The organism is Lysinibacillus parviboronicapiens, from assembly GCF_003049605.2.
Taxonomy (GTDB): domain Bacteria; phylum Bacillota; class Bacilli; order Bacillales_A; family Planococcaceae; genus Lysinibacillus; species Lysinibacillus parviboronicapiens.
Map to the genome: position 1 here is coordinate 3,489,220 of NZ_CP073713.1, position 25,478 is coordinate 3,514,697.

Here is a 25,478-nt window from a genome sequence, read left to right on the forward strand (position 1 = left end):
GACTCTATTGGTGCTGGTAAGGACTTCCGTCTTTTAGAACAAAAGCAGTTTTACTTTCCACACCTGTAGCAGATATAGACTTTATACCATATGTGTATACTTTACTATTATTTGCAGTAGTATCTACATAAACAGTATTACCTTGTGTGTTATAAACCACGTCTACTATATTTTTAACGTCTTCATATGAACCTTCTTTTGTTCCATCAAATCGGTATATTACATATTTTCTTGGTTGAGTACTATTTTTATCTGTAATAGTAAGCTTCATGCCGGAAGACTCTTTACTCAATTTAACATCAGTTGGACATAAAGGTATTGCAGAGCCTTTCCAATAAATTGTAGGTGTTAAAGCTTTAGTATTGTATAGTTGCTGATTTAGATAAGAAGCATATCCAAAAGCGTTATTGTTAATACTTCTTAGAGAAAAATGCATTTGTCCTTGAGCATTTTTATTTGCTCTGTTGGCGATTGCTTGGCTGATAAGTTCTGTCTTATTATTCCATGCAGTATCAGCATCATTTCCAACTTTATAATCAGCCATGCCAATATATAGATTAACAGGATGGTCTTTTGCGTACGTTTGAACTTCTCTTCCCCACCAATCTAATAAAACAGAGTAATTTGCTGCTTTATGATTTCTGGACCAATAGATTTGAGGAGCAATATAATCGATACTTCCATCTTTAATCCACTGTCTTGTATCAGCATAAATATCATCGTAGTTACTCATTCCATTCGTGTTACTACCAGTAGAATCTTGCCCTTTGTTTCGCCAAATTCCAAACGGAGATATTCCATATTGAACATGAGGTTTAATTGCCTTAATGCTTGCATAAACCTTTTTTACTAATTGATTAACATTATCTCGGCGCCAGTCTTCTATTTTTTTGAAAGAGCTACCATACTTTTTAAAAGTTTGTTGATCTGGAAAAGTCTCACCTTTAATTTTATAAGGATAGAAATAATCATCCATATGTACAGCGTCGATATCATAGTTGCTTACTAATTCTTCTATAGTTGATAGTAAGTAATTTTGAACTTCTGGTAAACCAGGATTCAAGTAGTATTGTTTACCGTATTTCACTACCCAGCTAGGATTTTTACGAGCTACATTGTCGGCAGCTAGATCAGGCAACGCGTGCGAAGGCATAGTGACTCTATATGGATTTACCCATGCATGAAGTTCTAATCCTCGCTTATGTGCTTCGTCCAGCATAATTTGCAAAGGATCAAAACCAGGGTTGGTCCCTTGTTTTTTGCCAGTTATGTACGATGACCATGGAGCAAGCTTAGACGGATACAGTGCATCATTTAATGGCTTAACTTGAAAAATAACAGTATTAAAGTTAGCGGCTTTTAATTTGTCTAAAGTGCTTTGAGCCCATTGAGTATATTGGGCTTGACTCATTCCTGCCTTCATATCAATATTAGAAACTGATGAAATCCAGACTGCACGCATTTCATTTTGAGGTAGTGAATTAGCTGTAGCCTTATGATTTGTAAAAACAGGGATAAGTAAAAGTAAAGCCAAAAAAGTTACTAAGCACTTGCCAAAAACATTTTTAAACATAAATAATAAAATCTCTCCTTTTTTAAATATAATAATTTTTCAACAACTATTTCTCAGCTATTAAACATAGTTGTTACTATAACCTAAGTAAATACCATATCAGCCTATTCTATAAAAGTAGGGACTGATTTATCCTTCCAAAAGTGTCTTACAGTCATTAGGTCTGTAGCGTTTTATCGGTAGGACCCGCTATTGGTAATTTCAATTGTTTGCGAAGCTCGTTGGATAATTTTATTCTTGTTTCTTCGCTTACTATATAATACCACAAATCCCCAATTATTCTCCCTTAACTGGTAATTTCCATTTCTTTAATATTACTCTTCGTATCTTGTTACTATTTATTCAATAAACCTGATACGTTAGTTTAAGTGTAACATTTTTACAATGGCTCGCCGAAATCTCCTTGATGTGTTACTCGAATAATTTATCTTAATTAAAGTACTACCATCCCCACATTTCGATTCAGAATAGACAGATAGCATCTTCAAACCACTTTTGCTTGTGTAGAAAATGTGTCGAAACTTTTCATTTTCTATCGTTTTCTAACTGATTCTCAGAAAAAGGAAAAGCGCCTCAAACTCCTGATATTAAAGGATTTGAAGCGCTTTTCAGTTGGTTCAAACTTATTCTACTGAACCTAGATAGGTCCTAGGAGGACATACCATAACATTGATATATCAACGTTTTATAAATACAATGTTTACCTTTTGTTTACCTCGATTTTTAAACCACTCATAAACAAAGTATATTTTATTAGTTAAGTTAAATAATATCTTTAGGAGGTGTCGAAATGAAAAGGGATAAAAAAGATACAGAATTTGCAACAGACGAGCCAACAAAACAATCAAATATTAAAGAACCTATTGAGCGTGCCGGATGTGCTGAACCCCCTCGCCCAAAACATGAAGAAGACCTTATTATTAATGAGAAAAAAAGTAAGTCAACTTCGTTATAATTTAAGGCTATTTAGTATTTTATTTTTTGACCACCCATTACGGAGTGGTCTTGTCTTTTTATTCAACTAAAGCCCTCCTTACTTGAAGAAGAGTTATTTCTTCTTTCTTGTTTGAATGTATTTTTCCGACAATAATCCCGCATTAAACACCGATAAAATCATGATGAAGAAAAATAGTACCCGAACGGATAAAAATCTCTCGTCACCAGTAAACTCAATAGTAGAAAAAGTAGAATAAACAAAACCAATAGCAACAAATATAGATAAGATAAATTGCCCTTTTAAAGACTTAATCATAAAATCCCCCCCTATAAATATTATTAAACTAACCTGCGCCGTTAGTTTAATAATACCTCAAATCAGATTCATTTGGATATTTATTTCCATTCGCTGTTATATTGAGTAGTCATTTTATCTCCGCACAATATACCCAACTATCCGTGAACCTTTAAGAACAGGCTTATTAACATTTGTGGAAGATTTTCTAAACTGCAGTTCTTCATATTCATCCTGTAAATCAAATATTGTCATTTGCCCCTGTTGCTCCATGTATTCAAAGTGTGTCATACCTATTCCCCTCTCTCTATACAATAGACTGTTTAAAAATTACAAAATAAATAAATACTAAAATTATAAGGGGGAATCGCTATGAACCGAATGGAATAACCCCTTTTTCCAACCCCTCTAGTTCATAGCGATTACCATTCAATCCAGTTTTCCAAATTAGGTCTATTACATATTTCCGCTCGACTATCACATTCTTTCAGCCAGTTATAGAAAGGTACTGGACGTTCCTTGCGCACTTTGCCCTCCACAGATGGTGATTTAGTTACCTTATTACTTAATCACTCCACAGCCTTGTTATGTGTCCCTACAAATACAGCTCTTAATGTCCTTGTTACAGTAAAAGCTTAACAATTATACAATCTTAGCTGTGATGAAGTAGCTATATTTTGAATATATTGGTATAAAATTGCCATAAAAATACCTATATGTAAATGGTATACTGAATTTGCAAGTACTAATTATAACTACGGAGAGGAATTTTTCTATGTCTGAAAACAAGCAATTTATTAAGGATGTTAATGAAAATGATGTGAAATTTTCCGTTATTATACCCGCTCACAACGAAGAAAAGTACATTGGGGGATGCCTCGAATCAATTGCAAAAGCTGCACAACTTTATAATAATCAAGTTGAAGTAATTGTTGTGCTTAATCGTTGTACAGATAAAACAGAGGAAATTGCAAAGTCATACAATTGTGTAACATTGATAAATGAAGATAAAAATTTATCCAAGATTAGAAATGCTGGAGCAGCATTAGCAAAAGGTGAAATTCTAATTACAATTGATGCAGATACTCGAATGACAGAACACTTGTTATCAGAAGTTGAAAAGCACCTAGCATCTAATCAATATATTGGAGGAGGCGTAAACGGAAATTTTGAAAGAGTCTCGCTTGGAATCATTGTTTCGACCATGCTATTGATTGTTCCCTTATTGTTTAAATATGGATTGATTTCTGTAGGGATTTTTTGGTGCTATCGAAAGGACTTTCAAGCAATTAATGGTTTTAATGAGAAGATGCTTATGGCTGAAGATGCTGATTTTGCAAAACGATTAAAACAATTGGGTAAAACAAATGGAAAAAAATACGGAACAATAAAGAAAGGTATGATTACTTCTTGCAGGCGTTTTGACCATTATGGGGACTGGATTTTACTTAAACGACCTAGTATGATTTTAGCTTATCTAAAAGGCAATAATCAAAAAGCTGCAAATGAAGCCTATTATGACGATCAAGCAAGATGAGAATGAGTAAACCCAATTGTTTATATTAAAACAGATAACTAATATTGGTTGTCTGTTTTTTTATATGTACTTTTATTACTAAGTTTCCTAAAATGGTAATAATGAGGGAGGAATTTTGAAATAAAAAAATTAATTTTTAGCACGGCGTTAGTATTAAGTTTAGGATTAGCTGGTTGTGGTTCAGATACAGCGAAGGAAGAAAAGCCTAAAGAGGAAACAAAGGCACCTGTATCTTCGGACAAAATAGACAAAGAGGTTTATTTTAAAGATAACGAGGCAAAATTAGAGAGTTTAAAAATAAAAATCAATGAAACAAAAGTAATTAAACCAGGAGAAAAAGGAAACGAACATGGAGAAAAACCTGTATTCGCCATCTGGTTTGAGGCAACAAATTTAATTGATGATGGCATTACTCCATCAGATGCATGGTTTGTAGTCTTTACAGTAATTCAAGATAACAATCCAAATGCTATCAACGAATTAGAAGTTGGAGCATTACCCGACGAGAGATTTTTAGAAACACAATTAGAAAAGATTAAAAAAGACGGCACTGTGGAACATGCCATCGCATATGAATTGGACGATTTAGAAACACCTGTTACATTAGTAGCGAACCAAGGTATTGGTGGCAAAGAATTAGGCAAGCAAGAATATCAAATTAAACAATAAAGGAAAATTGAGTCACTCGCTGAGTGGCTTTTTTCAAAAATAGCCGATTATTATCATGGTAAATAAGTATCAAAATGGTTAAAGTTGTTATCGGAGGTTATTTTAAGTAAATAACTTTGATAATTTTTAAGGAGGATACATAAATGAATTTATTTAAAAGGGGTTTTATTTATCTGGCATTAATGCTGTTCGTTCTAATTAGTTTTAATGTTGAAAGTGCATCAGCAGCAGAAGTAGTTGATTATGAAGAAGGGGTAACTAATTTAAATAACACACCTGAAAATAGTGCGATAATCGGAGATCAGTTACTTAAACCTGAAAAAGGATGGAAAAGATACGAAAATACAGATCCTCATTTTAAATATATCGGAAATTGGGAATTATGGTCCCAACCAAACGGATATAAACAAAGTGGTGAAAATGGACATCTTACTTCTAGGGATACTATAGATAAAGTAACTTTTAAAGCAAAAACAACTAAGATTAGGTTCATTGGTTGGGGAAGTAAAACAGATCCAGCCATTTCGGAAAAAACAAAAATAACCATAGATGGTATTCCTTATTATTTTTCTAACAAAGTAGGAGATCCGAATGGTGCTAAGTTACTTTTTGAAAAGATAGGGTTAGATAATATTGAACATACTATCGAAATAGAAAATGATTTAGGAAAATTTTATATTTTAGATGCAATCGATATCGATTCAGATGGCAGCCTTGTAGACGAGACAGCTAGTAATAATTCAATTACTTTAGACAAAAACGCGCTCGAACTTCTAGAAGGTAGTCAAGATAAGTTAATAGCAACGGTTACTCCTGATACAGCAAAAGTAATTTGGTCATCTAGTGATGAATCAATTGCCACTGTAGATCAGAAAGGTAATGTAACGGCTCTTCATGAAGGTGAAGCAATTATTACAGCCAAAATTGAAGGCACTGATATTACAGCCACTAGCACAGTAATTGTTAAGAAACCAAACAATGACTTCTCAAGTGCTATTCTAAGTATCACTCTAGTGAATGGAGTAACAAAAGAATATGACGTGACTAATGCTGTATTAAACAATTACTTGAATTGGTTTGATAGTGCACAAGGTACTTCAACATTCAAATTTTCAAAAACTATCTCCCCTTATAAAAAAGTAGCGGAATATATCGTACATGATAAGATAGCTTCATTTGAAGTAAGAGAATACTAATCACAAAAAGACCAGGTACTCACTTTCAATTGAGCGCCTGGTTATTTATTTTGGTGACTGATTAATAATTTTTCCACCTGCGTTTTCTATGCCATATTAGCATACGTTAACACTAAATCCTCGACAGCTGTGGCAACAACGAGATCGCTAAAATATTCATCTTTCTTTTCCCACTTCACGACTCTAATTTTATCTTTGGCCAACAATCTCTTTGCGTTGTAACATTCTTGTGATATGTCGTCTAAAAGCTTATCAAGTATAGGCAAATATACTTTGCTCATTTTAAGGTTTTCAATCACCTTGTGGTCACGCTGTAATGATTGAACGGCCATATCATAAACCACAAATTTATGAAGTAGTCGCCTTTGTTCAAAACTTATCATACAACTGAGCGCCCCTTGTGGATGATTGGAACAACTGCTAACACGCTATCTACCATAAATGTACGCTTTGCTTGCCTTGTAAAACAATACGCCTGAAACGAATTACCAACAATTTTTATAATCTTGATACGCCTTTTTGACACTGTGCCGTCTTTAGCCATGTACATCATATTTATAAATTTGTTACGCTGCATTGCTTTAATCAGTTGTTCTTTCATCATTCCACACTCCTCAATACAGAACATTTGTTTGTATTCTGACAAGCGGTAATTTTTAACTAATAAAATTATTTCATTAAACAGGCATATAGTATTAATTTATTTATGTACTTTTTCCATCTATAAACTTAGAATGGTAAATAGTGAAAAATAATTTAGTTTGTAGGAGATATTGAAGTGAAAAAAATAGTAGCAATAGTTGCAATTGTATTAGTAGCGATTGTAGGAATATCTTACTTTATTATTGATTCAAGATATGAAAAAGAAGAAATATTAAATGAGTTTTTAGTACCTAAAGATGCTGAAATAGTTCTGAAAGATGAAGAAGTACTTAGTGAATCAAATACAGTTAGTAACACGTTATTTTTGGAATGGTCAAAAGCTAATAAAGGGCTCCCGTTTGACTATAGACTTTTTATAAAGTTAAAAGGGTGGAAAGAAGAGGACAGTGAAAAATATAAAGATGGTGGCACATCGGGGTATTATACAAAAAATGATGTTGAAATTTCACTTGATTCTTTAAAACGGTTCTGTGCAAATAACACTAAACATGCCTGATAAAAAATAATTAATATTTGAAGTTAAACAAATAATGACCAGCTCGGCTAAATTAGCTTTGCTGGTCATCTTTTTATTTATTGTTACGTCTCTGCTGAATCGTAAAATACAAACCAACCAAACGATCAGTTGTCATTGTACGATTTTTCAAATCATTTAAATGAACTTTCTGAATCACACCGTCTTTAACAGCCTGTGTTAAAAATGCTTCTGCCTCTGTAATCATTGTTGGCGAACCTGGATTCCAATTTGTCACTTTAACTTCCTCCTTTTTGTCTTCCACAATTAATTGAACTTTCATTTTGCTGTTACTTGGCACTATTACTTGTCCCTCTAATTTGTAGCCCTTTGGCATTGACCAATTCACTTTCACTTCAAAGAGCGGTCGGTCAATACTGCCTATCCAATCACCGCCCCAAGTAATGCCTAGCTTACGTGCAATAGCCCCTACTCGGGCTGGATGCTGCTTCAAAAAGTTCTGTGAACCATTTTCGATTCTAATTGTTGTTCCATCTTTATCAATATCAGCATCGCACTTTAAATCGATTTTTAAAAACCGTATGTAGCGATGGACTTTTGCTAACTTAATTGGATCGTCGGCGTGACGTAATAATAAATCTTTTTCGATTTTTTTTATTCCTTTTTCCACTGTTCCTCCCTCCTCCCTCCTATGAGCGTTTTTAACATTAATTTTTAGACAGTTGGGGGACCCGTCGGTCTGGGGTCCTTTATATATTGAAAAACCTTTTTGACCGGGGGTATGTGGTTTTAACATTTCTCTACCACATTTCGTCATCCCATTTCTTTTCTTTACCATCGAAACGATTATGTCGTTTGTTATGACAGGCTTTACACAGTGTTCGTAGGTTTTCTATTTCAAGTGCCAACTCTGGATGATATTTAATTTCTTTTATGTGGTCGACTTCAAGAACAGCATCATGTTGTGTTGTTACTCTGCCTTCTTGCGCGCACCATACACATTCGTGATTATCGCGTTCAAGTGCTTTAAGTCGTAACTTTTGCCATGATGAAGATTTGTAGAATGTACTTTTCTCTTGCTTTGTTTTATATTGCTGCATGGTTGTCAGTCGCTGCCTTCTAAATGTGTTGGTACTTCCTCATCATTCATTGAATCAATAGCATCCAACTCATCAGCAAATGCACCTCCGTGCTTTGCGATTGTTCGTAACTTTAATTGCATCTTGTCTGTGTCCATATCAAGTGATACTGTAATTCCTTTTGCTTTTGCCATTGTTATCCCTCTTTTCGTTGATGTATGTCCACCAAATTATCGCGAGAACAAATCATGTTTAATCATTGTTCATCCCTCCACAGTTCAAACCTCTTGAATAAAGTTCTCTTTACAAATAAATTTATCTATTGCTAGAAGTAAATCCACATCATGTATATTTTCTTTTCTAAGAGGCTTTTCAAATGGAATTGTTTTTCCGTCGTATATAATCTCGCAATTAGCAACTGCTTTTCCTTCTTTGTTGCCTACTATTTGAAACTTATTAAGTTTATATCTTGGTCTACTCATATCATTCACCACCTCTCAATACATAATAAAAAGCCACGACCTAAACGATCGTGACACTCTTAATACCCCTAAAATATTTTACTTTACAACCTAATCATACTTCTTAAAATACTCATCGAAAGTTTTGAATATCGTTTGAATATTATTATTAACTTTAAATCTGTTCTCATTTCAGAATCGACTTTCCCGACATTTCTCTCAAAATAATTCTCAATATCTCCAACCCAGTAGTGTATCGATTCAATATTGTTAATAAAATCAAATTCAGTTTCTTTCAACATAGCTGAATGTTCATTGATAATTTCATTAAACGTTTTAGCATCTCTTGTGATTAACGAACTATCTAAATAAGTCTCATCATTAATTCTAAAATCTAAAGTAACCATAGTAGGTAAAATCTTTTTATAAATGTATTTTGCCTTATCTACTTTTTCTTGCGACATAACTCTACGTTGATCTTTGATTGTCAATTTAACACCTATTAATGTCAATCCACCCGAAATAATTCCTCCGAAAATTGTTCCTACGAACGCTACTGCAATATCAACACCGATAATACTATCTTTTTCAATCGTCCAATCAATTATAGTAAAGAAAGCTAATATACTGATTGCACCTAATGTAATTACGATAAAAAAATCTTTCCAGTTCCAATTCATCTTCATTTTCAATCAATCCCTCCACAATAATCATAAAGTTGATGGAAATAATTGTAACTAATGTATTTCTACATAATAAAAAGCCACACCTTGTTAGATGTGACTTAATACATTAATTAGTCTTATAAATAATAAGAGCTGTATAAACAAAATGATCAGTCATGTAAGTAACAGTAGTCGTAGAAAACTTAATATCAATAAAATCTCCTTCAGGTAAATCATACAAATATTTATTAATCATGTTTTCAAGAACTCCATTATCCTTCGCTTCAAGCATTTTGGTTCTTAATTGTGCCACTTTAATCCCCTCCCATCTACCTATAATAATAGGATAAATGGAATGTATTGTCATTATAAAAAGAGACTACCAATTTAGTAGCCTCTCATGCTTGTTTGCGAAACACACTTACTAGCGAACGTGCTTATTACTGTAAGAAGTTTATTTGGCGTATTTCCGTACGCTTTTGATAAAACTTGATAATATCAATTTACACTGTTTTTGTGCGAACTTCCCTGGTGTTAAGAAGTTCACTTTTATACCCATCCAATTCTTTCCGCTGTTTTATCGATTAAGATGTTACGTTTCCTCAAATTTGTGGCGTGAAATATACAATCGGTCTGCAATATCCTCCCATTCGTAACATCCATCCTTGTCCCAGTAACGCATGTCTACGATTGTTCGCATATCCTCGTCTAAGTCTCTGTATAGGTCTTCCACAGTTGAAATAATGCGTTTTAAATTTTGATAATAAGCATCGCTAGCAAGCACCATAGCTTTCTTGGCTGTAGTATCGGAAATTGTATTACTGCGACCACCAACCAACTCACCTTGTTCATTATGTGGATGCAACAATTTCCATTCTCGATATTTTAATTTCTTCCTATATTGCTCAAGTTCAATCCAATATTTTTCGATTGTCTGTATATCATTACGCGATAACGTAGGCATGTGCAGCACCTACCTTATTTGTTAATTTACTTAAATTTGAGTTGTAGCGTCGTCATACGCTGTGGCTTTTTTAATGCATAAATAAACAAAATGTGTACAAAATATATATTGTTATAAATTTTTCTCTATTGTTTTAAAGCCACAGTCACTCCCTTCGCTGTGGCTTTTTTATGTTACATTTTCCTCATATTATTCATTAATCTATAAATTCGAAACGACCATATAATTGTTCCCAAGCCCACTCCTGATTTAATCCAGACGCAATGATCTTGGAAAAATTTAAGTGGTATGGATTAAGCTCTGCCATTGCTTTGACCTATCCAAGCAGCTTCTAACTGTTTTTTGTGTACTCAAAATACGTAACACGATTATTTATTCATCAAAAGAAAATATTGATTAGATAAACACCTCCATTCCTTTTTACAACTAACATATTATAGATTGTAGAAAGGAGGGTTTTTTATGGGATATTCCGGAAATGTAGGTAACTACAACAACAATTGTTATTACGGAGGCTATAATAGCGGTGGCTATGGTGGCGGTTCCTCTTTCGTCCTAATTGTTGTTCTATTCATCCTTTTAATTATTGTCGGCGCTAGTTTCTTGTATTAATCTTTATAATCCTCGTTGCTTGTTAACACCGCATTGAAATATATATTATGATATGGCTAATTTAGCCTTACGCCCCCTTATTTCAGGGTCACTTTTACAAAGGTGACCTTTTTTCATTAAATCTCTTGATATAACTTATTATTTTTAAAATTTATTTTATTGAATAGATAAATATCGCAACTCCATTTGACAACTATACATATTATAGAAAATAGAAAGGAGGGAAGTTATTATGTCTCAAGATTATAGTAGTGGTTATGGCTCTAATTCTGGTTCAAAATTCGCCCTAATTGTGGTTCTATTCATTCTTTTAATTATTGTCGGCGCTAGTTTCATGCATAAATCTTATTAACATTTTAATTTTTCAGGTGTAAAGAGTTAATATAGAAGGCTAGCACCTTCATTATTGGCAACTATCAATAATCTCCCTTCTGCGAATTATCATAATAGTAGTATAATGCAATCTATCAGCTTTATTCACTCCTGTTATGACCAAAGGGTCACCCCCAGCCTGGTGACTCTTTTTTATTCATAAATGTCAAATGTCTAAGTGTACCTGTTTAGCAAACGTAATATGGTAGTGTCATGAGTAATCTACAAATTCAATTCTTTTGTTCACTTCCAAATAGAAACACGCTCCCCATAAATAATTGGTCACTTTCTGAATTGGAAGTGATCTTTTTTTACTTACAATTTCCTCATATTGTTCAGTTAATCACCATGCATATCTGATATTCGTATTCCAATCTCATCATTACTATTAGCTTTTAATGACTTTGGTCCAGAAACTATTTTTCACTCCCCCTTCCTTTTTGTCCAAACAACTGTATTCGATATGAATAAAATATTGTATAGGAGAGGAGGTGAATATAAAATGGCATCATTTGAAATTGGGGCGAGAGGTCTTTTCAATTTTAGAAACGAACGCTTTTTCCTATTAGTTGAAGATGAAATTACAATTCCAGAAAAAGGTGTGGAGATTGATCCAGTTAATATCTATGAGATTGACCAACAAACTTTCAATTTTATCAGAGATGAAGGAGATACACCTGTAGTTGTACCACGTTTTAATCTTCCTCCTGTACCACCTGGATTTGAATTAGAACGAAAATGTATTTTTACAGTCGATAATTCATACTTTGTAATCTATGAATTAGAAAATGGCACTGATAACTTTGTTCTTTTAAGAATCAGTGCAGCTTTATTTAACTCATTGAGAAATTCTGGTGTTCGTGAATGTGTTCCTCAAGATTTCATTAATTAGATAGGTATTGTTAAATATCCCCTCAACAATGGTTTTAGATTTAACAAACAGCTATACAAAAAACAAGCGATCAAGTTTATCGGTTGCTTGTTTTTATTTTGAAGGTACTTACGCATGTTAACACTTCAAAATTAAACGACTAATATTCATCCTCCCTTGCTGAACAATTTCTTTCTAACGCGCTCATTCGAAATACAATACAGTCCTTATTTCTTTGGTGCTTTTCCTTCATCCAACTCACCATATTCAGCTTCCACCGTCATATTAAAGTGTTTACAAATTGCTTGAATACCTTTAGCAATGAAATATTGTTTATTCGCAGAAACCTTTTGTTCGTTTGCTTTTTCAAGACAAGTGCATAAAGTTTCGATGAATTCGTGATTCTTGTTTAAAACGTCTTCTTTTGTTCGGATCAACTCATCGTATTTATCCGCATTCTTCTTGATAGATTGGAAACTTTCGTAGTTAATTGTGACTGTAGCGTTCTTCATTTTCTGTCACCATCCTTCCTGAATAAAATTTTTCAATTAAAGATTAGACATATCATCTTTTAACCACTCTTCATTTTTTCCATCATCGTAACCAAAGTCTGTCACAGTTCCTTTTGTGCCTTCTGGACACCATTTATCGCATGTGTCATCTACTTTAACTGTATTTTTGTATTCACCTGTTACAAAGCAACCAAAAGCATAATGTCCGCAAGTCCAGCAAACTTTTTTACACATAAATTACAACCCCTCTGTACAATATTTATCTAGTGTTTATCCTAATTCATGAATTAGTTCCAGCTGTACTTTACTTAATCGCTTTTCAGCTATTTTTATATATTCAGAGTTAAGCTCTATTCCAATGAAATTACGGTCATGTTTTAGAGAAACTAACCCTGTAGTTCCTGAACCGAAAAACGGGTCTAGTACAACACCATCCAACGGACACCCTGCTAATACACATGGCTCTATTAAATCCTCCGGATAAACTGCAAAGTGAGCTTCCTTTAACGGTTTAGTTGAAACTGTCCATACTGATCGTTTATTGCGTTTATCTCGAATTGCTCTAAAAGCTTCGTTACCATACTTTCCATCAAAGGAACCTCTAGGCTTATCAGTACGCCTTGCCTTTTGCGGTTCTCCTAATGTACCTCGAGATCCCCTAAGTCCATTCGAAATCGTAAGGCATGATTATACTTACTTCGCATCCATCAACGATTATTACCATTTCTATAAAACGTGTATATGGATTGGGTATGGCCTTCCACAATCTACCCTGAAGTTGTTTCGATTTCTTCACCGACTGAACAATAGGAATCCCATTGCGCATGTTCACGATGGTTAGAACGCCCCTCTCTTTAGGTAGTTCTTCATCTGGTAATAAAAATGGTAGTAAATAAAATTCCCACTAAACTTATTATCTAAGTAGACAATTTCGAAGCCGTAGCGGGCCTTGAAAGTATTCAACGCCGAGTAAAGCAAGTGGATTATACTTTGAGCGATATTGACCATTTAGTATTTTTTTATATCCATCTGGGTCCTCCACAATCAAAGTAAATGGATGTTGGCTTGCACGAATTAATTCATTTTCGAATCGTGTTCGTTCATCCTTACCTAAGTTGCCAACGAATTCATCGATTGATGCTTTACGTTCAATACAACTATTTAGATAAATATCTCGTAGTATTCCTAATTCCTCATTACGTGGAATCATTGCTGTGTAATCGCCAGTATCTACTTTTTGTAATTTGATTGGCACATCCTTGCTGCGAAATATTCAAGGATATGACCGTTAACTTGTTCACGACTATCTACAACAATTTTCATTGTTTTTAGGATGTTATTTAATTCGGTTTCTGTGTATTGATAACGGATCATCTTGAATTGATCTGACCTAAAAAAGTTAGACATATTTAGTTAAGCAACTTCTAAAACCTGAGTTCGGTACTCCACCGGGCTTAGGTCTTTTAATTTTGCCTTCATTCGTTTGTGATTGTAATAGTGAATATAGTCTTGTAGTTCCTGTTCAAAATGTGCCATGGATTCAAATTCTTGTAGATACAGGAGCTCAGATTTTAATAAGCCAAAGAAATTTTCGATGACTGCGTTGTCCAAACAATTGTCCTTACGGGACATACTCTGTGTAATCCTATATTGCTTTAATGTTTCTTGAAACTTTTTCATTTGATAGTGCCAACCTTGATCCGAATGAAGAACGACTTGATCACCTGATTGAAGGCGCCCCAATGCTTGTTCTAGCATATCATGGACGAGATTATACACTGGGCGATTCATTACTGTGTATGCAATAATTTCGCCATTACATAAATCAAGGACAGGTGATAAATAGCGTTTCTCACCAAATAGATGGAACTCTGTCACGTCTGTTACCCATTTCTCGTTCATATTTTTTGCTGTAAAATCACGTTGTAATATGTTTGGGGCAATTTTTCCGACTTTTCCTTTATACGAACGATACTTCTTCATACGGACTTCACATTTTATGCCAATGGCATTCATCAAACTATTAATCGTTTTAGGATCATGATGAATGCCGTATTTTTTTAGTTCTTTGGTAATCCGACGATAACCATAACGTCCTTTGTGTTCATGATAAATGGACTGAATTGCGGCTTTCACATCCGTGTATTTATCAGTACGATTCAAACGCTTTTCCCAATAATAATACGTACTACGTGGAATATCAGCGACTTTGATTAATTCCACCACTTCATAGATTCCCTTTAGTTCATAAATCACTTGCGCTTTGATTTGATTGGTAATTTTTCTTGCATTTGAACTAAAGTATTCAACTTTTTTAAGTACGCATTCTCCATTTCTAATTGTCTAATACGTGCTTCTAACGCCTCAACAGATCCTTCAGCTGGTGTTGATTTCGTTGTTCTTTTTGTTTCTTTTTTCATAGATGGACGCCCCTTTTTCTTAGAAACGAGGGCATCATAACCACCAACTTCAAACTTCAACTGCCAATTCCGAATCATGCCAGGAGATGAAATATTAAATAGTGCAGCTGTGTCAATCGAAGATGTACCTGTCTCGTTCATATAATTAAGTACATTCATTTTATAGTCAGCTGAATATTTTGTATAGGATTTTAAGAAAGCCTCTACACCATTTTTTTGATAACGGCGAATCCAATCACTGACAACTCGATCTGTCACTCCGATATCTTTCGCAATTCCACTCATGGATTCATCTCCATTTAAGTATCGTTGAACTGCTTGAATACGTTGTTCCACACTTACCTTTGCCATAAAAAAACCCCCGTAAAAGTTAGATTGGTGTCTAGCTTTTACGGGGCAGATCATCCAGTGGTAGTCCGTAATCATTGCATCTAGCTTGTCTTGTGTAAATGTTAATACTTGTCCTTGTTTACTCATAGTTTTGCCCCCCTATGGTATAATGATTTTGAATAGCACCATCAAAGGGCATGAACCAATTCTGGGCTGTAGCGTGTGGAGACGTTGCGGCTTTTTCTTTATCAAAAATCATTGGACTACATAAATCTGTTCGAAACTTTTTCCATTTTCATCCGTAAATAAATTTGAACAGTTTTCCTTTATCAATATCAGGAGGTTTCCAATGAATACTTTTGCTTTAGTAGCTTTTACACTTGCGGCAGCTGCGTTTGCATTTGCATCATCAGCTGATGGTAAGATTAAAAAGCTAGAAAAACGTATCGAAGAACTTGAAAGAAACAAGTAATTTCTTTAATACATAATAGATTTATAGAGCGATGTTTTAATCGCTCTTTTTTCTTTTAATCCTCATATTATTCAGTAGTGTTTTTAAGATTTACTTTATTGTGCTAATATTTACATAAGTAAAAATATTAGGAGGTAACCTTTATGAATTCGCATGAAACTAAAGTAAAGGAATTTTTAAGCTCTAAAAATGTAAAAGCTGAACACTTAGTATTTAATCAATCTTGCCACTCAGTAAAAGAAGCCGCTGAAGCAGTTAATGGCTCGGAAGACGATTTTGTAAAAAATATTTGCATGATTGACTCAAATAATGAATTAATAGTAGCTATTGTAAAAGGAAGTAATAGAGCTAGTACAACTCGTGTTGCAAAATCGTTAAATATAGAAAAGCCAAGACTTGCTAATGAAAATGAAATTATTGAACGTACAGGCTTCCCACCAGGAGGAGTTCCTTCTTTTGGTTATCAAGCAAACTTTTTAGTTGATCCTAAAGTGACACATATGGATTACATATACACTGGTGGTGGTTCCGAAAACTCATTAGTTAAAATAAATGTTCAAGACTTATTAAAGATTAATCAAGGTACTATTATTAAAGTAAGTAAATAGCAACCCTTAACAACCGTATAAACGGTTGTTTTTACTTTGGAAGAAAAACACAATAACCCCTACTGAACATTTTTTATCAACTAACCATTTTCTCTTTCCCTAACAACCCTGATTCTTTATTCTTTTTAAACCCTTCAAACCAATCATCATAATCACCGTCTAACCTCTTACCAATCAACCCGTGCTTCCTCGCCTTTATTACACCTAACAACTCCAAATCCATAGCGATAAGAGCTGCATTTGCGTATGTGTGAAATCCAGTTGCACCATTTCGTGTTCATTTTGTGAGAATAAGATGTATCTGCCTGTTACTTTTCGGACCATTCAATCATCACCTCAGCTCTTGGATTATCCGAATACCACTTACGAGCAACCAACTCTGTTACTTGGCTATCGTCATGCCATATAACCTTGCTCAGACCGTCTTTAATGCCTTTTGCTAGATTGTCGATGTCTGGGCTTAGTTGTAGGTCGTAACTCACCGCTTAGCGCCTGCTGAAGCTTTTTCTTACTGTTGCTAATAGCTTTTGGCATCTTACGATACACATCAATGCTCAGTCTTATTTCCTCTGTAATGAGTGCATCCGGTGCCACCTGTGAAGCTACTAATCTCACGAATGATTTATAGTCTTTTGATTCTTTCGGGTCGAATGTGCCGTTTCGTGTTACACGTTATAATGTCTGTTGCTTTGGATTGGGAAATTATCGAAAACAATCCTTGTAAAGACATACCCTTACCTAAACTAAAATACAAAGAAGGGAAAGCATATAGTCAAAATCAAATTGTAACTTTATTTGATCGTTTACGAAAGAAAGCCTCTCCCGAAAGACGATTACTAGTTGAATTAGCAATTGTAAGTGCAGCGCGGCAAGGTGAGTTAGTTGCTTTAGAAGAAAAGCACCTAAATCCTTCAAATAATACGATATTAATAGAACAAGCTCTTGTTAATGTTAAGGGTGACGGTATTGTACTTAAAGAGAAAAAAGAAAAAGAAAAAGAATAATTTCTATCCCCCCAAACATTATGAGTAACCTTGTGACCCTTGCTGCAGTTAAGAGATATCAACTTGAAGAAGCTGGAGATGAGCGAGAGTGGAAAGAAAGCAACTTCCTCTTCTCTAATGAATTCGGCAAACCATATAGACCTGATTCAATAAGCCAATGGTGGGAACGTTTCATGAAAAGAAATACGGATTTGGAGACTATTCGGTTTCACGACCTTCGCCATACTTCGGCCACTTTATTAATTCATGAAGGTGAACACCCGAAAGTTATTCAAGCTCGTTTGGGACATTCAAGTATTAGCACAACAATGAATACCTATGGTCATTTATTTAGAAGAAACTGATCAAAGGGCAAGTTCTCACTTTGATAAGCTTTTTAATAAAAAGGATTGATTTGGACAAATTATGGGCAAATTTTAAAGCTATTCACATCCATGCATAAAAACAAAAAGCCTTACAACCGTTGTGGCTGTAAGGCTTATCTTAACGTCCCAGGAGGGATTCGAACCCCCGACCGACGGCTTAGAAGGCCGTTGCTCTATCCTGCTGAGCTACTGAGACATGGTTACTTCCCTATAGAACAAATCTATTTGAAAGACAATATTTATTATATGTGCTTTATAACATAATGTCAACATGAATTTTACTATGAAGGGAAGGATTACCTCGCTTCGCCTGTTTACCTATTCATTATATGAATTTCTTTCTCACATTATTCCATATGTTTAGGGTCATTATCCGATATTACATTATACTTTTGCTAAAATGACTAAAAGAAAAAATGGAGGAATGGACATGTTTCAAAATTTAGTTGCCGTTATTACTGGCGGTGCGCAGGGTAGAGGAAGAGGCATAGCGCTTGCGTATGCTAAAAGTGGTAGCCAGTGTTGTTGTTGCCGATATCAACTATGGGCTAGGCCATGAATTCGAAAAAGGGTTACATGCACTTGGCTATCCCGCTTTGTTTGTGCAAACGGATATTACGAAAGAACAGGACATCGTTGCTTTAATGCAGAAAACGGTAGAGCGTTTTGGTACCGTGCATATTCTCATTAATAATGCAGCCAAGTTTCAACACATTTCTCCCTATGATGTAACAATGGAGGTTTGGAATCAGGTGATTCAAACGAATTTGACGAGTGTCTTTTTCTGTTGGAAAGAGGCCGCAAAAATTATGCGCTACAATGAAAAAGGCGGTTCTATTGCCTCGATTGCCTCTACACGTGCTGAAATGTCTGAACCACACACGGAGGCATATGCAGCAACAAAGGGCGGGATTGTGGCTTTAACACATGCCATGGCACGTTCATTTGGCTCAGATCAAATTACCGTCAATTGTATATCTCCTGGATGGATCGAAACAGGCGACTATGAGCAACTGCGTGCGATAGATCATTCTCAACATTTATCGGGTCGTGTTGGCACTCCTGAAGATATCGCATTCGCTTGTCTTTATTTAACGAACCCCACTAATAATTACGTAACAGCTATGAACCTTACCGTTGACGGTGGCATGACAAAGAAAATGATTTACGAAGATTAGCCAAAAAAGCTTCTTTGATTGTTAAAAAATCGTTCTTTCACACTTGGCAGTACCACCGAGTATTCTACATTAGAACGAAGAATTTGAAGGAGTGATTATACTGTGTACCTCTATTCAAATGGCTATGATGTAAATCCTTTACGTGCTGCCTATGCTTCTCCAACTACCCAATATACTGCACCAATTCGATACATTTTAAATCGGCCCAATGACTATCGTCGTTGCATTAGTACAGCAGAGTCCGATTTTTTGGCCATGAACCGATTGCTGTGGATGGAACATGTCAATTGGACGAGAATGACCATTATCAGCATTGTCTTTGACTTGCCTGATTTACCATTTGTGCAACAACGTCTTTTACGCAATGCGACTGATTTAGGTAATTGCCTTCGTCCGTTTTACGGTGACCAAATTGCAAATCGTTATGCTGCACTTATTAAAGAGCATCTGGTTATTGCAGCACAACTAGTAACTGCGGCGGTAAAAGGGGATACAGCAACAGCACAAGCGAAAGAAACAGAATGGTACAGAAATGCTGATGACATCGCTACATTTTTAAGTCACATCAATCCATACTTGAGTAAAGAAGCTGTTCAAAAAATGTTCTACACACATTTAGCTTTAACGAAAAATGAAGCTGTAACGATGATACAGAAAAACTATCAAGCAGATGTGCAAATTTTTGATGAAATAGAAGCTGAGGCACTCGCAATGTCTGATATGATTGCAACAGCAATTGTGATGCAATTTTGTTATCGCTTATAATTTTATGGCACTTTTAATCTCAAATGTATTCATTTTTTTTAAAATACCAGCTTCATCGACAATATGTAATTGTTCATGAGCTGGTATTTTATATTTCGAATATAGGCGGAAAAATACGAGCCGTTTTCTTTTTGGCATAATGAGCGATTGGTTGCTTACCTTGAATGCTACGCTTTATAAAAGGTGCCATTGTATTCGTTTCAACACAAGCATTAACTCGCTGTAAACGCCAAGGCATATGACTAATATCAATACGTATTAAATGCTTTTGCCCCCTCACCCATGAATGATAACGCTCTACTAACCACTTTTCAAATGCATGACTTTCTATCTCACCGGCCTTGGGTTCAAATGTAACATGAAATGATTCATCCGCGTTCGTGTTTCGGTAGTTATGAAGCAATGACAATATATTTCCCTTCCTGCTACAAATTATCTCAGCATAGCGGTAAGGCAAAAAATGACCTATTGAAGTTATTTGAGCAATAAAGTTACTACTGACATCTGAGCTAAAGAAATAAATCCCCTTCCGTTCTCTACAAGTTACATACGTACGGACATTTAGTTGTAGAAAGGAATTCATTTTAGGAATGGGCGGCATAAATCGAAATCTATTGCCTTTTACTTTAAATAGGACGATGCCAAGCCATGCAGTATCTTCATAGAGATCCAGCTTCAATTCTTTTGGCATACGCTGCTGTAATTCATGTGGCTGAATTGGCCAATGAAGGAATACTACATCATGCCATTGTTGCGTAAGTAACCACGGTTTCTTCCACATAAAATAACTCCTCCCTGTTATATCTACTATTTCCAACAGGGGAGCCATTCAAACAGAGCAACTGGCTATTACTTATTGACTATCTTGCTGTTCATGTTCGACATATTGGTAATATAAATTACGTAATTCTGATTCTTTTAATAGCCCTAAATGACATCGTAATTGTGGATGGTATTTAATTCCTTTTGAACGTAATTGCTGTACAAACCAACCTTTTGAATATTTATGCACCTCACACATTCTCCTTTTCATTTATTCATACATAGCGTATGCGCAGGTATGATGTGCGGTGACCTTCTTCCCCTTTGAACAAATAAAAAAACGAAGGAAACTTCCCCTCGTTTTTAAATATTTTATGTGCCGCAAAAAGTTTGATACGGACAATCTGTTTGTTGTGGTAATGTAGCGTAATTCTCCTGTTCGGAAGAATAAGCAAACGGCTTGGAAAGCACCTCAAGTAATCGTGTCATTACACGATAGTCTCCATGTTCGACTGCCGCTTCTAATGCCTCTTCTACTCGGTGGTTGCGAGGAATAATTGTTGGATTATTGTCTCGCATCAATTGTTGAGCAGAGGCTTTCGATGCCTCTTGTCTGTCAAGCCTTGCCAGCCACGTGGCATACCAGTTGTCAAATTCTTTGGTACCAGATAAGGAAGTTTCCTCAGGTTTATCAAGGGTTAATGCACGAAATGTATTAGTATAATCTGCTTGATGTTGCTGCATTAATCCAAGAAGTTCATCAATAAGGGCTGCGTCCTGTTCCTCTTCGTTAAAGATCCCTAATTTCGCTCGCATACCTGTTAACCAGTTCCTATAGTACAGCTGTGGATATTGTTGAATCGTCTCCTGAGCCAGTTCAACAGCCTCTTGTGGATTGTCATGGATTAGCGGTAGTAACGTTTCTGCTAATCGTGTTAAATTCCATCCTCCAATATGTGGTTGATTCCCGTATGCATAGCGACCTTGTCTATCAATGGAACTAAATACTGTTGCTGGGTCATAGCTATCCATGAAGGCACAAGGACCATAATCAATGGTTTCTCCACTAATCGTCATATTGTCTGTGTTCATGACACCGTGAATAAAACCAACCAGTTGCCACTTTGCAATGAGTGAAGCCTGTTGCTTGATTACTTCCTGTAGCAAGTAGAGATAGCGATTTTGTGCTCCGTTACAATTCGGAAAATGACGCTCTAACGTAGTATCAGCTAAAATTTGAAGCTCCTCATCAGTACCCCACTGTGCTACAAATTGAAAGGTACCGACACGCAAATGACTGCTGGCAATACGTGTCAGAATGGCTCCTGGCAGTTCTGTTTCACGGACAATCGTTTCACCTGTAGTCACCACTGCCAAGCTACGAGAAGTTGGTATACCCAGTGCATGCATGGCTTCGCTCATAATATATTCTCGGAGCATTGGTCCAAGAGCTGCTCGGCCATCTCCACCTCTAGAATAGGGTGTTCTACCTGAACCTTTGAGTCCGATATCGAAACGCTCCCCACTAGGCGTTATTTGTTCACCTAGTAAAAGCGCTCTACCATCCCCCAACATATTAAAATGTCCAAATTGATGCCCTGCATAAGCCTGCGCCAGTGGGCATGCACCTTCCGGAACCTCATTACCAGCAAGTATCGCTACGCCATTTTCACGTTGTAGTAAATCGATGTTTAACCCTAGTGATTTTGCAAGTGAATGATTAAGCACTATTAATGTCGGGGACGCAACGGGATTTAGACGAAGTGCAGTATAGAAAGAGCTCGGAAGACGAGCATAGCTATTATCAAAATTCCAACCTATTTTGTTTTCCTTTGTCATCTTTTCTCCTCTTGTTCTTTTTCCTTTATCTTTTCTTCTTATCCACAAACAATCCATGGATATTATCCCCATTGTCAAGATGTGAAAAAAAACAAAAACGCTTAAACTCTTTTGTCATTAGAATGTTAAGCGTTTTTTATGTTCTCTTCATAGGTATTACCGCAAAAATTGATGTGAAGAAATACAAACATTGTCGTCTGTTAAAAAGTTTACTTGGAAATAAGCATTGCTAATTTCTACAATGGCAAAGCTTTTTTCCTTGCGACCACGTGGCTTTAATAAACTGCCTGGATTGATAAACAGCACATCATCGATCACCTCAGCACCTAAAATATGAGAATGACCGAAGCAAGCTATTTGTGCATCGACTTCCTTCGCACGATACGATAAAGACAAAATGGATGATTTGACATTGAATAAATGACCATGTGTCACAAAGAATGTCACGTCGCCTATTTCAAATACCGCTTCATCTGGAAATGCTTGATCGTTATCACAATTACCTCGAACTTTTTTCATGTCAGCTATTGCTGCATGTGCAAAAGCAAGCTCACTATCTCCACAATGAATCATGGTATCCACATTTGGATAAAAACCACGGACCTTTTCAATGACCCGACTGTCCCCATGAGTATCACTCATCACTAAAACTTGCATGGATATCACCTCTTACTTTATAAGATTTGGCAATGTTTCCTTTAGCTTACGTATAGCATTCCCACGGTGTGAAATGGCTCCCTTTTGTTCTGCTGTTAACTCAGCCATCATGCAATTTAAGCTCGGTACGAAAAAGACTGGATCATAACCGAAGCCATTTGTACCGCGTTTTTCATGGGCAATCACACCTTCACATGTACCGAAAACGGTTGTCGTCTCAAGATTCGGACCTGCAATGGCGATGCAGCAGCAAAAACGTGCTGTACGTTTTTCATCTGCAACACCCTGTAAATTCGCCAATAATTTCACCATATTGGCCTCATCATCATGATCACCAGCATAACGTGCTGAGTAAACCCCCGGTTCACCATTTAACGCATCAACGGCTAAGCCACTATCATCGGCAATAACAATAGTGTTTAGTGCCTTTGCCAATGTCTCTGCCTTCAAGACTGCATTTTCTTCAAAAGTAGTGCCTGTTTCTTCTATTTCCATATCTGGCGCAACGTCAAACATCGTCACTACTTCATAGCCAAGCGGTTCAAATAATGCTTCGAAATCTTTGGCTTTGCCTTTATTTTTTGTCGCAATTACAACCTGTGTCATGTTAGCAGTCTCCTCCCACTTTGTTGGCTAATTCACCAAGTACTTCCTTTTGTAGTTCAATTAATTCTTGAATACCCTTTTCACCTAATGCAAGCAATTCATTTAATTCCTCTCGGGAAAATGTTGCTTCCTCGCCAGTTCCTTGTAATTCTACAAAACGGCCTGCCCCTGTCATAATGATATTCATATCGACAGCCGCGGCAACGTCCTCAACATAGTTTAAGTCTAAAACTGCACCCTGTTCTGCCACTATTCCAACACTTGTGGCAGCCAAAAAATCAGTGATTGGGAATTTAGCGAGTTGCTTTTCCTCAGCCAATTTGGCAATCGCCTGTGTCATCGCTACAAATGCCCCTGTAATGGATGCCGTACGCGTCCCTCCGTCTGCTTGAATAACATCACAGTCAATCCATACAGTACGTTCTCCGAGTGCCTCTAAATCGACGATAGCACGTAATGCACGACCAATTAGACGTTGGATTTCCATTGTACGTCCGTTCACTTTGCCACGAGACGATTCGCGTGGCGTACGCTGTGCTGTGGCACGCGGTAACATGGAGTATTCCGCAGTAATCCAACCTTTCCCTTGTCCACGTAAAAAACCTGGTACTTTGTCTTCAACCGTTGCCGTACAAATAACTTTTGTATTTCCTACTTGGATTAATACTGAACCTTCTGGATGCAATAAATACTCACTATCCATTTTTACAGGACGCATGGCATCCACAGTTCTTCCATCATATCTTGTCATAATTATTCGTGCCTCCTAAAATCTTTCGCGCACTTATTTTATCATATTTTACAGCGCTAAGACGATTAACCTATATGATATTTATCATATAGATTGTATTACACTTTCGTCTACAATCCATTTTATTATTCTGTTATAGTAAACCTACTATAGGAAGAGGTGATGGGTCATGCCACAATCAGTGGTTGAACAAAGTAGTTATACCGTAAAGGAAGAATTTTGGAATGCCCTAACACATGGAGTTGGTGCATTATTAACCATTCCTGCTACCCTTTTATTAATTTATAAAGCTTTAGCATCCGGCACAACAACCGCGCTTATTAGCTACATTATATTTGGCGTTTCAATGTTCTGTTTATACTTAGCATCCACGTTATATCATGCCATTCCAACACATAAAGTACTACTGAAAAAGTTAGATCACAGTTCGATTTTCTTATTAATTGCAGGTACGTATACACCGGTTGCGCTGATTGCTGTTGGTGGACAACTTGGCTGGACCATTTTTTGCATTGAATGGGTGCTCGCTATCGTTGGCATTATTTTAAAACAATTTTTTGTTTATCGCTTTAAAAAAGTTTCATTACTTGTCTATATTGGTATGGGATGGCTCATTGTTTTCGTCTATAAACCATTAGTGGCTTATATTTCATTCGAAGGCTTTATGATACTTTTAATCGGCGGCCTTTTTTATACTGCGGGCACATTTTTTTACAAAAACAAAAAAATCAAGTACAATCATGCGATTTGGCATGTTTTTGTTATGGCAGGCAGTGCAGCGATGTTCGTGGCAGTGTACTTATTCATCTAGAGATAAACCCTAAAAAACAAGTCTTACAAT

At 35.9% G+C, this 25,478-nt stretch carries 37 protein-coding genes, 1 tRNA gene and 3 pseudogenes; 15 read left to right on the forward strand and 26 right to left on the reverse strand.

The genetic code is table 11. The features are described from left to right. Positions 1 to 4: 4 nt before the first annotated feature. A complete protein-coding gene (locus C9J31_RS16855) occupies positions 5 to 1,573 on the reverse strand; it encodes a glycoside hydrolase family 10-like protein (protein ID WP_107950646.1) in 1,569 nt (522 codons plus the stop codon). A 790-nt stretch (positions 1,574 to 2,363) separates the two neighbouring features. On the opposite strand from C9J31_RS16855, the gene C9J31_RS16860 reads away from it, so the two are divergent. Beyond that, positions 2,364 to 2,528, forward strand: coding sequence for a hypothetical protein (locus C9J31_RS16860; RefSeq protein ID WP_193767123.1), 165 nt, complete (start codon positions 2,364 to 2,366; stop codon positions 2,526 to 2,528). A 93-nt stretch (positions 2,529 to 2,621) separates the two neighbouring features. On the opposite strand, the gene C9J31_RS16865 is transcribed toward C9J31_RS16860, so the two are convergent. After that, complete coding sequence (locus tag C9J31_RS16865; protein WP_107950647.1) at positions 2,622 to 2,825, reverse strand: hypothetical protein; 204 nt, start codon at positions 2,823 to 2,825, stop codon at positions 2,622 to 2,624. A 114-nt stretch (positions 2,826 to 2,939) separates the two neighbouring features. After that, on the reverse strand, positions 2,940 to 3,095 hold the full coding sequence (locus C9J31_RS16870) for a hypothetical protein (RefSeq protein ID WP_193767223.1): 156 nt from the start codon (positions 3,093 to 3,095) through the stop codon (positions 2,940 to 2,942). Between the two features lie 484 nt (positions 3,096 to 3,579). On the opposite strand from C9J31_RS16870, the gene C9J31_RS16875 reads away from it, so the two are divergent. The 3 genes from C9J31_RS16875 (at position 3,580) to C9J31_RS16885 (ending at position 6,206) form a co-directional block, all read left to right on the forward strand. After that, positions 3,580 to 4,341 (forward strand): glycosyltransferase family 2 protein, encoded by a 762-nt coding sequence (locus C9J31_RS16875; protein ID WP_107951748.1) that lies wholly within the window; start codon positions 3,580 to 3,582, stop codon positions 4,339 to 4,341. 243 nt (positions 4,342 to 4,584) lie between these two features. After that, positions 4,585 to 5,010 (forward strand): DUF5067 domain-containing protein, encoded by a 426-nt coding sequence (locus C9J31_RS24030; RefSeq protein WP_342345594.1) that lies wholly within the window; start codon positions 4,585 to 4,587, stop codon positions 5,008 to 5,010. A gap of 143 nt (positions 5,011 to 5,153) precedes the next feature. Continuing rightward, a complete protein-coding gene (locus tag C9J31_RS16885) occupies positions 5,154 to 6,206 on the forward strand; it encodes an Ig-like domain-containing protein (RefSeq protein ID WP_107949987.1) in 1,053 nt (350 codons plus the stop codon). Positions 6,207 to 6,292: 86 nt separating this feature from the next. On the opposite strand, the gene C9J31_RS16890 is transcribed toward C9J31_RS16885, so the two are convergent. Continuing rightward, positions 6,293 to 6,589, reverse strand: coding sequence for a YhjD family protein (locus tag C9J31_RS16890; RefSeq protein ID WP_193767084.1), 297 nt, complete (start codon positions 6,587 to 6,589; stop codon positions 6,293 to 6,295). Then, complete coding sequence (locus tag C9J31_RS16895; RefSeq protein ID WP_107949986.1) at positions 6,586 to 6,807, reverse strand: transcriptional regulator; 222 nt, start codon at positions 6,805 to 6,807, stop codon at positions 6,586 to 6,588. The genes C9J31_RS16890 and C9J31_RS16895 overlap by 4 nt, the downstream gene beginning before the upstream one ends. A 177-nt stretch (positions 6,808 to 6,984) precedes the next feature. On the opposite strand from C9J31_RS16895, the gene C9J31_RS16900 reads away from it, so the two are divergent. Beyond that, on the forward strand, positions 6,985 to 7,365 hold the full coding sequence (locus tag C9J31_RS16900) for a hypothetical protein (protein WP_107949984.1): 381 nt from the start codon (positions 6,985 to 6,987) through the stop codon (positions 7,363 to 7,365). A gap of 73 nt (positions 7,366 to 7,438) precedes the next feature. Here C9J31_RS16900 and C9J31_RS16905 read toward each other — a convergent pair whose 3' ends face one another. The 7 genes from C9J31_RS16905 to C9J31_RS16935 all read right to left on the reverse strand — a co-directional run bounded on the left by C9J31_RS16905 (position 7,439) and on the right by C9J31_RS16935 (position 10,513). Next, entirely contained in the window at positions 7,439 to 8,014 is a 576-nt protein-coding gene (locus C9J31_RS16905) for a M15 family metallopeptidase domain-containing protein (protein ID WP_193767083.1), read from the reverse strand. A 130-nt stretch (positions 8,015 to 8,144) separates the two neighbouring features. Further along, positions 8,145 to 8,444: an HNH endonuclease gene (locus C9J31_RS16910; RefSeq protein ID WP_107949982.1), complete on the reverse strand. Its 300-nt coding sequence runs from the start codon at positions 8,442 to 8,444 to the stop codon at positions 8,145 to 8,147. 5 nt (positions 8,445 to 8,449) lie between these two features. Next, positions 8,450 to 8,617, reverse strand: coding sequence for a hypothetical protein (locus C9J31_RS16915; protein ID WP_193767082.1), 168 nt, complete (start codon positions 8,615 to 8,617; stop codon positions 8,450 to 8,452). 84 nt (positions 8,618 to 8,701) lie between these two features. After that, entirely contained in the window at positions 8,702 to 8,905 is a 204-nt protein-coding gene (locus tag C9J31_RS16920; RefSeq protein WP_107949981.1) for a hypothetical protein, read from the reverse strand. An 83-nt stretch (positions 8,906 to 8,988) separates the two neighbouring features. Continuing rightward, positions 8,989 to 9,576 (reverse strand): hypothetical protein, encoded by a 588-nt coding sequence (locus C9J31_RS16925; protein ID WP_107949979.1) that lies wholly within the window; start codon positions 9,574 to 9,576, stop codon positions 8,989 to 8,991. Positions 9,577 to 9,676: 100 nt separating this feature from the next. After that, positions 9,677 to 9,862, reverse strand: coding sequence for a sporulation protein Cse60 (locus C9J31_RS16930; protein ID WP_193767081.1), 186 nt, complete (start codon positions 9,860 to 9,862; stop codon positions 9,677 to 9,679). A gap of 279 nt (positions 9,863 to 10,141) precedes the next feature. Beyond that, complete coding sequence (locus tag C9J31_RS16935; RefSeq protein ID WP_107949976.1) at positions 10,142 to 10,513, reverse strand: DUF722 domain-containing protein; 372 nt, start codon at positions 10,511 to 10,513, stop codon at positions 10,142 to 10,144. Positions 10,514 to 11,053: 540 nt separating this feature from the next. Between C9J31_RS16935 and C9J31_RS24355 the strand changes: the two are divergent. The 3 genes and pseudogenes from C9J31_RS24355 to C9J31_RS16950 all read left to right on the forward strand — a co-directional run. Continuing rightward, positions 11,054 to 11,125, forward strand: a pseudogene (locus tag C9J31_RS24355) (YjcZ family sporulation protein); the annotation flags it as partial. A gap of 232 nt (positions 11,126 to 11,357) precedes the next feature. Beyond that, positions 11,358 to 11,477 (forward strand): YjcZ family sporulation protein, encoded by a 120-nt coding sequence (locus C9J31_RS16945; RefSeq protein ID WP_107949974.1) that lies wholly within the window; start codon positions 11,358 to 11,360, stop codon positions 11,475 to 11,477. A 522-nt stretch (positions 11,478 to 11,999) separates the two neighbouring features. Then, a complete protein-coding gene (locus C9J31_RS16950; protein WP_107949972.1) occupies positions 12,000 to 12,389 on the forward strand; it encodes a spore coat protein in 390 nt (129 codons plus the stop codon). 206 nt (positions 12,390 to 12,595) lie between these two features. On the opposite strand, the gene C9J31_RS16955 is transcribed toward C9J31_RS16950, so the two are convergent. The 5 genes and pseudogenes from C9J31_RS16955 to C9J31_RS16975 form a co-directional block, all read right to left on the reverse strand. After that, on the reverse strand, positions 12,596 to 12,880 hold the full coding sequence (locus C9J31_RS16955) for a hypothetical protein (RefSeq protein WP_107949970.1): 285 nt from the start codon (positions 12,878 to 12,880) through the stop codon (positions 12,596 to 12,598). 36 nt (positions 12,881 to 12,916) lie between these two features. Continuing rightward, positions 12,917 to 13,114 carry a hypothetical protein gene (locus C9J31_RS16960; protein WP_107949969.1) on the reverse strand — a complete coding sequence of 66 codons (198 nt, stop codon included), beginning with the start codon at positions 13,112 to 13,114 and terminating at the stop codon, positions 12,917 to 12,919. A 36-nt stretch (positions 13,115 to 13,150) separates the two neighbouring features. Beyond that, positions 13,151 to 13,555 (reverse strand): DNA methyltransferase, encoded by a 405-nt coding sequence (locus C9J31_RS16965; RefSeq protein WP_107949967.1) that lies wholly within the window; start codon positions 13,553 to 13,555, stop codon positions 13,151 to 13,153. Between the two features lie 162 nt (positions 13,556 to 13,717). Beyond that, positions 13,718 to 14,254 (reverse strand): annotated as a pseudogene (locus C9J31_RS16970) (ERCC4 domain-containing protein). Between the two features lie 39 nt (positions 14,255 to 14,293). Further along, a protein-coding gene (locus C9J31_RS16975) for an IS3 family transposase (protein ID WP_107949992.1) occupies positions 14,294 to 15,651 on the reverse strand; the annotation gives its coding sequence in 2 pieces (ribosomal slippage) (positions 14,294 to 15,198 and positions 15,198 to 15,651; 1,359 coding nt in all). Between the two features lie 328 nt (positions 15,652 to 15,979). On the opposite strand from C9J31_RS16975, the gene C9J31_RS24035 reads away from it, so the two are divergent. After that, positions 15,980 to 16,102, forward strand: coding sequence for a hypothetical protein (locus tag C9J31_RS24035; protein ID WP_274520178.1), 123 nt, complete (start codon positions 15,980 to 15,982; stop codon positions 16,100 to 16,102). Between the two features lie 143 nt (positions 16,103 to 16,245). After that, on the forward strand, positions 16,246 to 16,710 hold the full coding sequence (locus tag C9J31_RS16980) for an aminoacyl-tRNA deacylase (protein ID WP_107949965.1): 465 nt from the start codon (positions 16,246 to 16,248) through the stop codon (positions 16,708 to 16,710). A 308-nt stretch (positions 16,711 to 17,018) separates the two neighbouring features. On the opposite strand, the gene C9J31_RS23795 is transcribed toward C9J31_RS16980, so the two are convergent. Beyond that, positions 17,019 to 17,192 (reverse strand): RusA family crossover junction endodeoxyribonuclease, encoded by a 174-nt coding sequence (locus tag C9J31_RS23795; protein ID WP_107949963.1) that lies wholly within the window; start codon positions 17,190 to 17,192, stop codon positions 17,019 to 17,021. Beyond that, positions 17,137 to 17,325 carry a RusA family crossover junction endodeoxyribonuclease gene (locus C9J31_RS24040; RefSeq protein ID WP_107949961.1) on the reverse strand — a complete coding sequence of 63 codons (189 nt, stop codon included), beginning with the start codon at positions 17,323 to 17,325 and terminating at the stop codon, positions 17,137 to 17,139. The genes C9J31_RS23795 and C9J31_RS24040 overlap by 56 nt, the downstream gene beginning before the upstream one ends. 47 nt (positions 17,326 to 17,372) lie before the next feature. Here C9J31_RS24040 and C9J31_RS16990 point away from each other — a divergent pair, with 47 nt between their 5' ends. Next, on the forward strand, positions 17,373 to 17,714 hold the full coding sequence (locus tag C9J31_RS16990) for a site-specific integrase (RefSeq protein WP_107956246.1): 342 nt from the start codon (positions 17,373 to 17,375) through the stop codon (positions 17,712 to 17,714). 32 nt (positions 17,715 to 17,746) lie between these two features. Then, positions 17,747 to 18,058 carry a tyrosine-type recombinase/integrase gene (locus tag C9J31_RS16995; RefSeq protein ID WP_244854823.1) on the forward strand — a complete coding sequence of 104 codons (312 nt, stop codon included), beginning with the start codon at positions 17,747 to 17,749 and terminating at the stop codon, positions 18,056 to 18,058. Between the two features lie 143 nt (positions 18,059 to 18,201). Here the strand turns inward: C9J31_RS16995 and C9J31_RS17000 are convergent. Beyond that, positions 18,202 to 18,275: transfer RNA gene (locus C9J31_RS17000), tRNA-Arg, on the reverse strand. Between the two features lie 234 nt (positions 18,276 to 18,509). Here C9J31_RS17000 and C9J31_RS17005 point away from each other — a divergent pair. Both C9J31_RS17005 and C9J31_RS17010 read left to right on the forward strand, forming a co-directional pair. Continuing rightward, positions 18,510 to 19,257 (forward strand): annotated as a pseudogene (locus tag C9J31_RS17005) (SDR family oxidoreductase). Positions 19,258 to 19,359: 102 nt separating this feature from the next. Continuing rightward, positions 19,360 to 20,022: a hypothetical protein gene (locus tag C9J31_RS17010; protein WP_107949956.1), complete on the forward strand. Its 663-nt coding sequence runs from the start codon at positions 19,360 to 19,362 to the stop codon at positions 20,020 to 20,022. An 88-nt stretch (positions 20,023 to 20,110) separates the two neighbouring features. Here C9J31_RS17010 and C9J31_RS17015 read toward each other — a convergent pair whose 3' ends face one another. The 6 genes from C9J31_RS17015 to rph all read right to left on the reverse strand — a co-directional run bounded on the left by C9J31_RS17015 (position 20,111) and on the right by rph (position 24,637). Beyond that, positions 20,111 to 20,803 (reverse strand): YqjF family protein, encoded by a 693-nt coding sequence (locus C9J31_RS17015; RefSeq protein ID WP_107949954.1) that lies wholly within the window; start codon positions 20,801 to 20,803, stop codon positions 20,111 to 20,113. Between the two features lie 72 nt (positions 20,804 to 20,875). Then, entirely contained in the window at positions 20,876 to 21,043 is a 168-nt protein-coding gene (locus C9J31_RS17020; RefSeq protein WP_193767085.1) for a DUF2639 domain-containing protein, read from the reverse strand. A gap of 113 nt (positions 21,044 to 21,156) precedes the next feature. Continuing rightward, positions 21,157 to 22,623: a protein adenylyltransferase SelO gene (locus C9J31_RS17025; RefSeq protein ID WP_193767078.1), complete on the reverse strand. Its 1,467-nt coding sequence runs from the start codon at positions 22,621 to 22,623 to the stop codon at positions 21,157 to 21,159. Between the two features lie 156 nt (positions 22,624 to 22,779). Next, a complete protein-coding gene (locus tag C9J31_RS17030; RefSeq protein WP_107949950.1) occupies positions 22,780 to 23,280 on the reverse strand; it encodes a metallophosphoesterase in 501 nt (166 codons plus the stop codon). Positions 23,281 to 23,292: 12 nt separating this feature from the next. After that, the gene (locus C9J31_RS17035; RefSeq protein WP_107949948.1) at positions 23,293 to 23,886 is read right to left on the reverse strand and encodes an XTP/dITP diphosphatase; all 594 of its coding nucleotides are present in this window, start codon (positions 23,884 to 23,886) and stop codon (positions 23,293 to 23,295) included. A gap of 1 nt (position 23,887) precedes the next feature. Next, complete coding sequence (gene rph, locus C9J31_RS17040) at positions 23,888 to 24,637, reverse strand: ribonuclease PH (protein WP_107949946.1); 750 nt, start codon at positions 24,635 to 24,637, stop codon at positions 23,888 to 23,890. A gap of 169 nt (positions 24,638 to 24,806) precedes the next feature. Between rph and trhA the strand changes: the two genes are divergently transcribed. Continuing rightward, the gene (trhA, locus tag C9J31_RS17045; protein ID WP_107923452.1) at positions 24,807 to 25,448 is read left to right on the forward strand and encodes a PAQR family membrane homeostasis protein TrhA; all 642 of its coding nucleotides are present in this window, start codon (positions 24,807 to 24,809) and stop codon (positions 25,446 to 25,448) included. The last annotated feature ends 30 nt before the right edge of the window (positions 25,449 to 25,478 follow it).

Coding starts and splice junctions, on each gene's coding strand:
- C9J31_RS16855 (WP_107950646.1), bottom strand. CDS start 1,573: ATGTTTAAAAATGTTTTTGGCAAGTGCTTAGTAACTTTTTTGGCTTTA.
- C9J31_RS16860 (WP_193767123.1), top strand. CDS start 2,364: ATGAAAAGGGATAAAAAAGATACAGAATTTGCAACAGACGAGCCAACA.
- C9J31_RS16865 (WP_107950647.1), bottom strand. CDS start 2,825: ATGATTAAGTCTTTAAAAGGGCAATTTATCTTATCTATATTTGTTGCT.
- C9J31_RS16870 (WP_193767223.1), bottom strand. CDS start 3,095: ATGACACACTTTGAATACATGGAGCAACAGGGGCAAATGACAATATTT.
- C9J31_RS16875 (WP_107951748.1), top strand. CDS start 3,580: ATGTCTGAAAACAAGCAATTTATTAAGGATGTTAATGAAAATGATGTG.
- C9J31_RS16885 (WP_107949987.1), top strand. CDS start 5,154: ATGAATTTATTTAAAAGGGGTTTTATTTATCTGGCATTAATGCTGTTC.
- C9J31_RS16890 (WP_193767084.1), bottom strand. CDS start 6,589: ATGATAAGTTTTGAACAAAGGCGACTACTTCATAAATTTGTGGTTTAT.
- C9J31_RS16895 (WP_107949986.1), bottom strand. CDS start 6,807: ATGAAAGAACAACTGATTAAAGCAATGCAGCGTAACAAATTTATAAAT.
- C9J31_RS16910 (WP_107949982.1), bottom strand. CDS start 8,444: ATGCAGCAATATAAAACAAAGCAAGAGAAAAGTACATTCTACAAATCT.
- C9J31_RS16915 (WP_193767082.1), bottom strand. CDS start 8,617: ATGGCAAAAGCAAAAGGAATTACAGTATCACTTGATATGGACACAGAC.
- C9J31_RS16920 (WP_107949981.1), bottom strand. CDS start 8,905: ATGAGTAGACCAAGATATAAACTTAATAAGTTTCAAATAGTAGGCAAC.
- C9J31_RS16935 (WP_107949976.1), bottom strand. CDS start 10,513: ATGCCTACGTTATCGCGTAATGATATACAGACAATCGAAAAATATTGG.
- C9J31_RS16945 (WP_107949974.1), top strand. CDS start 11,358: ATGTCTCAAGATTATAGTAGTGGTTATGGCTCTAATTCTGGTTCAAAA.
- C9J31_RS16950 (WP_107949972.1), top strand. CDS start 12,000: ATGGCATCATTTGAAATTGGGGCGAGAGGTCTTTTCAATTTTAGAAAC.
- C9J31_RS16955 (WP_107949970.1), bottom strand. CDS start 12,880: ATGAAGAACGCTACAGTCACAATTAACTACGAAAGTTTCCAATCTATC.
- C9J31_RS16960 (WP_107949969.1), bottom strand. CDS start 13,114: ATGTGTAAAAAAGTTTGCTGGACTTGCGGACATTATGCTTTTGGTTGC.
- C9J31_RS24035 (WP_274520178.1), top strand. CDS start 15,980: ATGAATACTTTTGCTTTAGTAGCTTTTACACTTGCGGCAGCTGCGTTT.
- C9J31_RS16980 (WP_107949965.1), top strand. CDS start 16,246: ATGAATTCGCATGAAACTAAAGTAAAGGAATTTTTAAGCTCTAAAAAT.
- C9J31_RS17015 (WP_107949954.1), bottom strand. CDS start 20,803: ATGTGGAAGAAACCGTGGTTACTTACGCAACAATGGCATGATGTAGTA.
- C9J31_RS17020 (WP_193767085.1), bottom strand. CDS start 21,043: ATGTGTGAGGTGCATAAATATTCAAAAGGTTGGTTTGTACAGCAATTA.
- C9J31_RS17025 (WP_193767078.1), bottom strand. CDS start 22,623: ATGACAAAGGAAAACAAAATAGGTTGGAATTTTGATAATAGCTATGCT.
- C9J31_RS17030 (WP_107949950.1), bottom strand. CDS start 23,280: ATGCAAGTTTTAGTGATGAGTGATACTCATGGGGACAGTCGGGTCATT.
- C9J31_RS17035 (WP_107949948.1), bottom strand. CDS start 23,886: ATGACACAGGTTGTAATTGCGACAAAAAATAAAGGCAAAGCCAAAGAT.
- rph (WP_107949946.1), bottom strand. CDS start 24,637: ATGACAAGATATGATGGAAGAACTGTGGATGCCATGCGTCCTGTAAAA.
- trhA (WP_107923452.1), top strand. CDS start 24,807: ATGCCACAATCAGTGGTTGAACAAAGTAGTTATACCGTAAAGGAAGAA.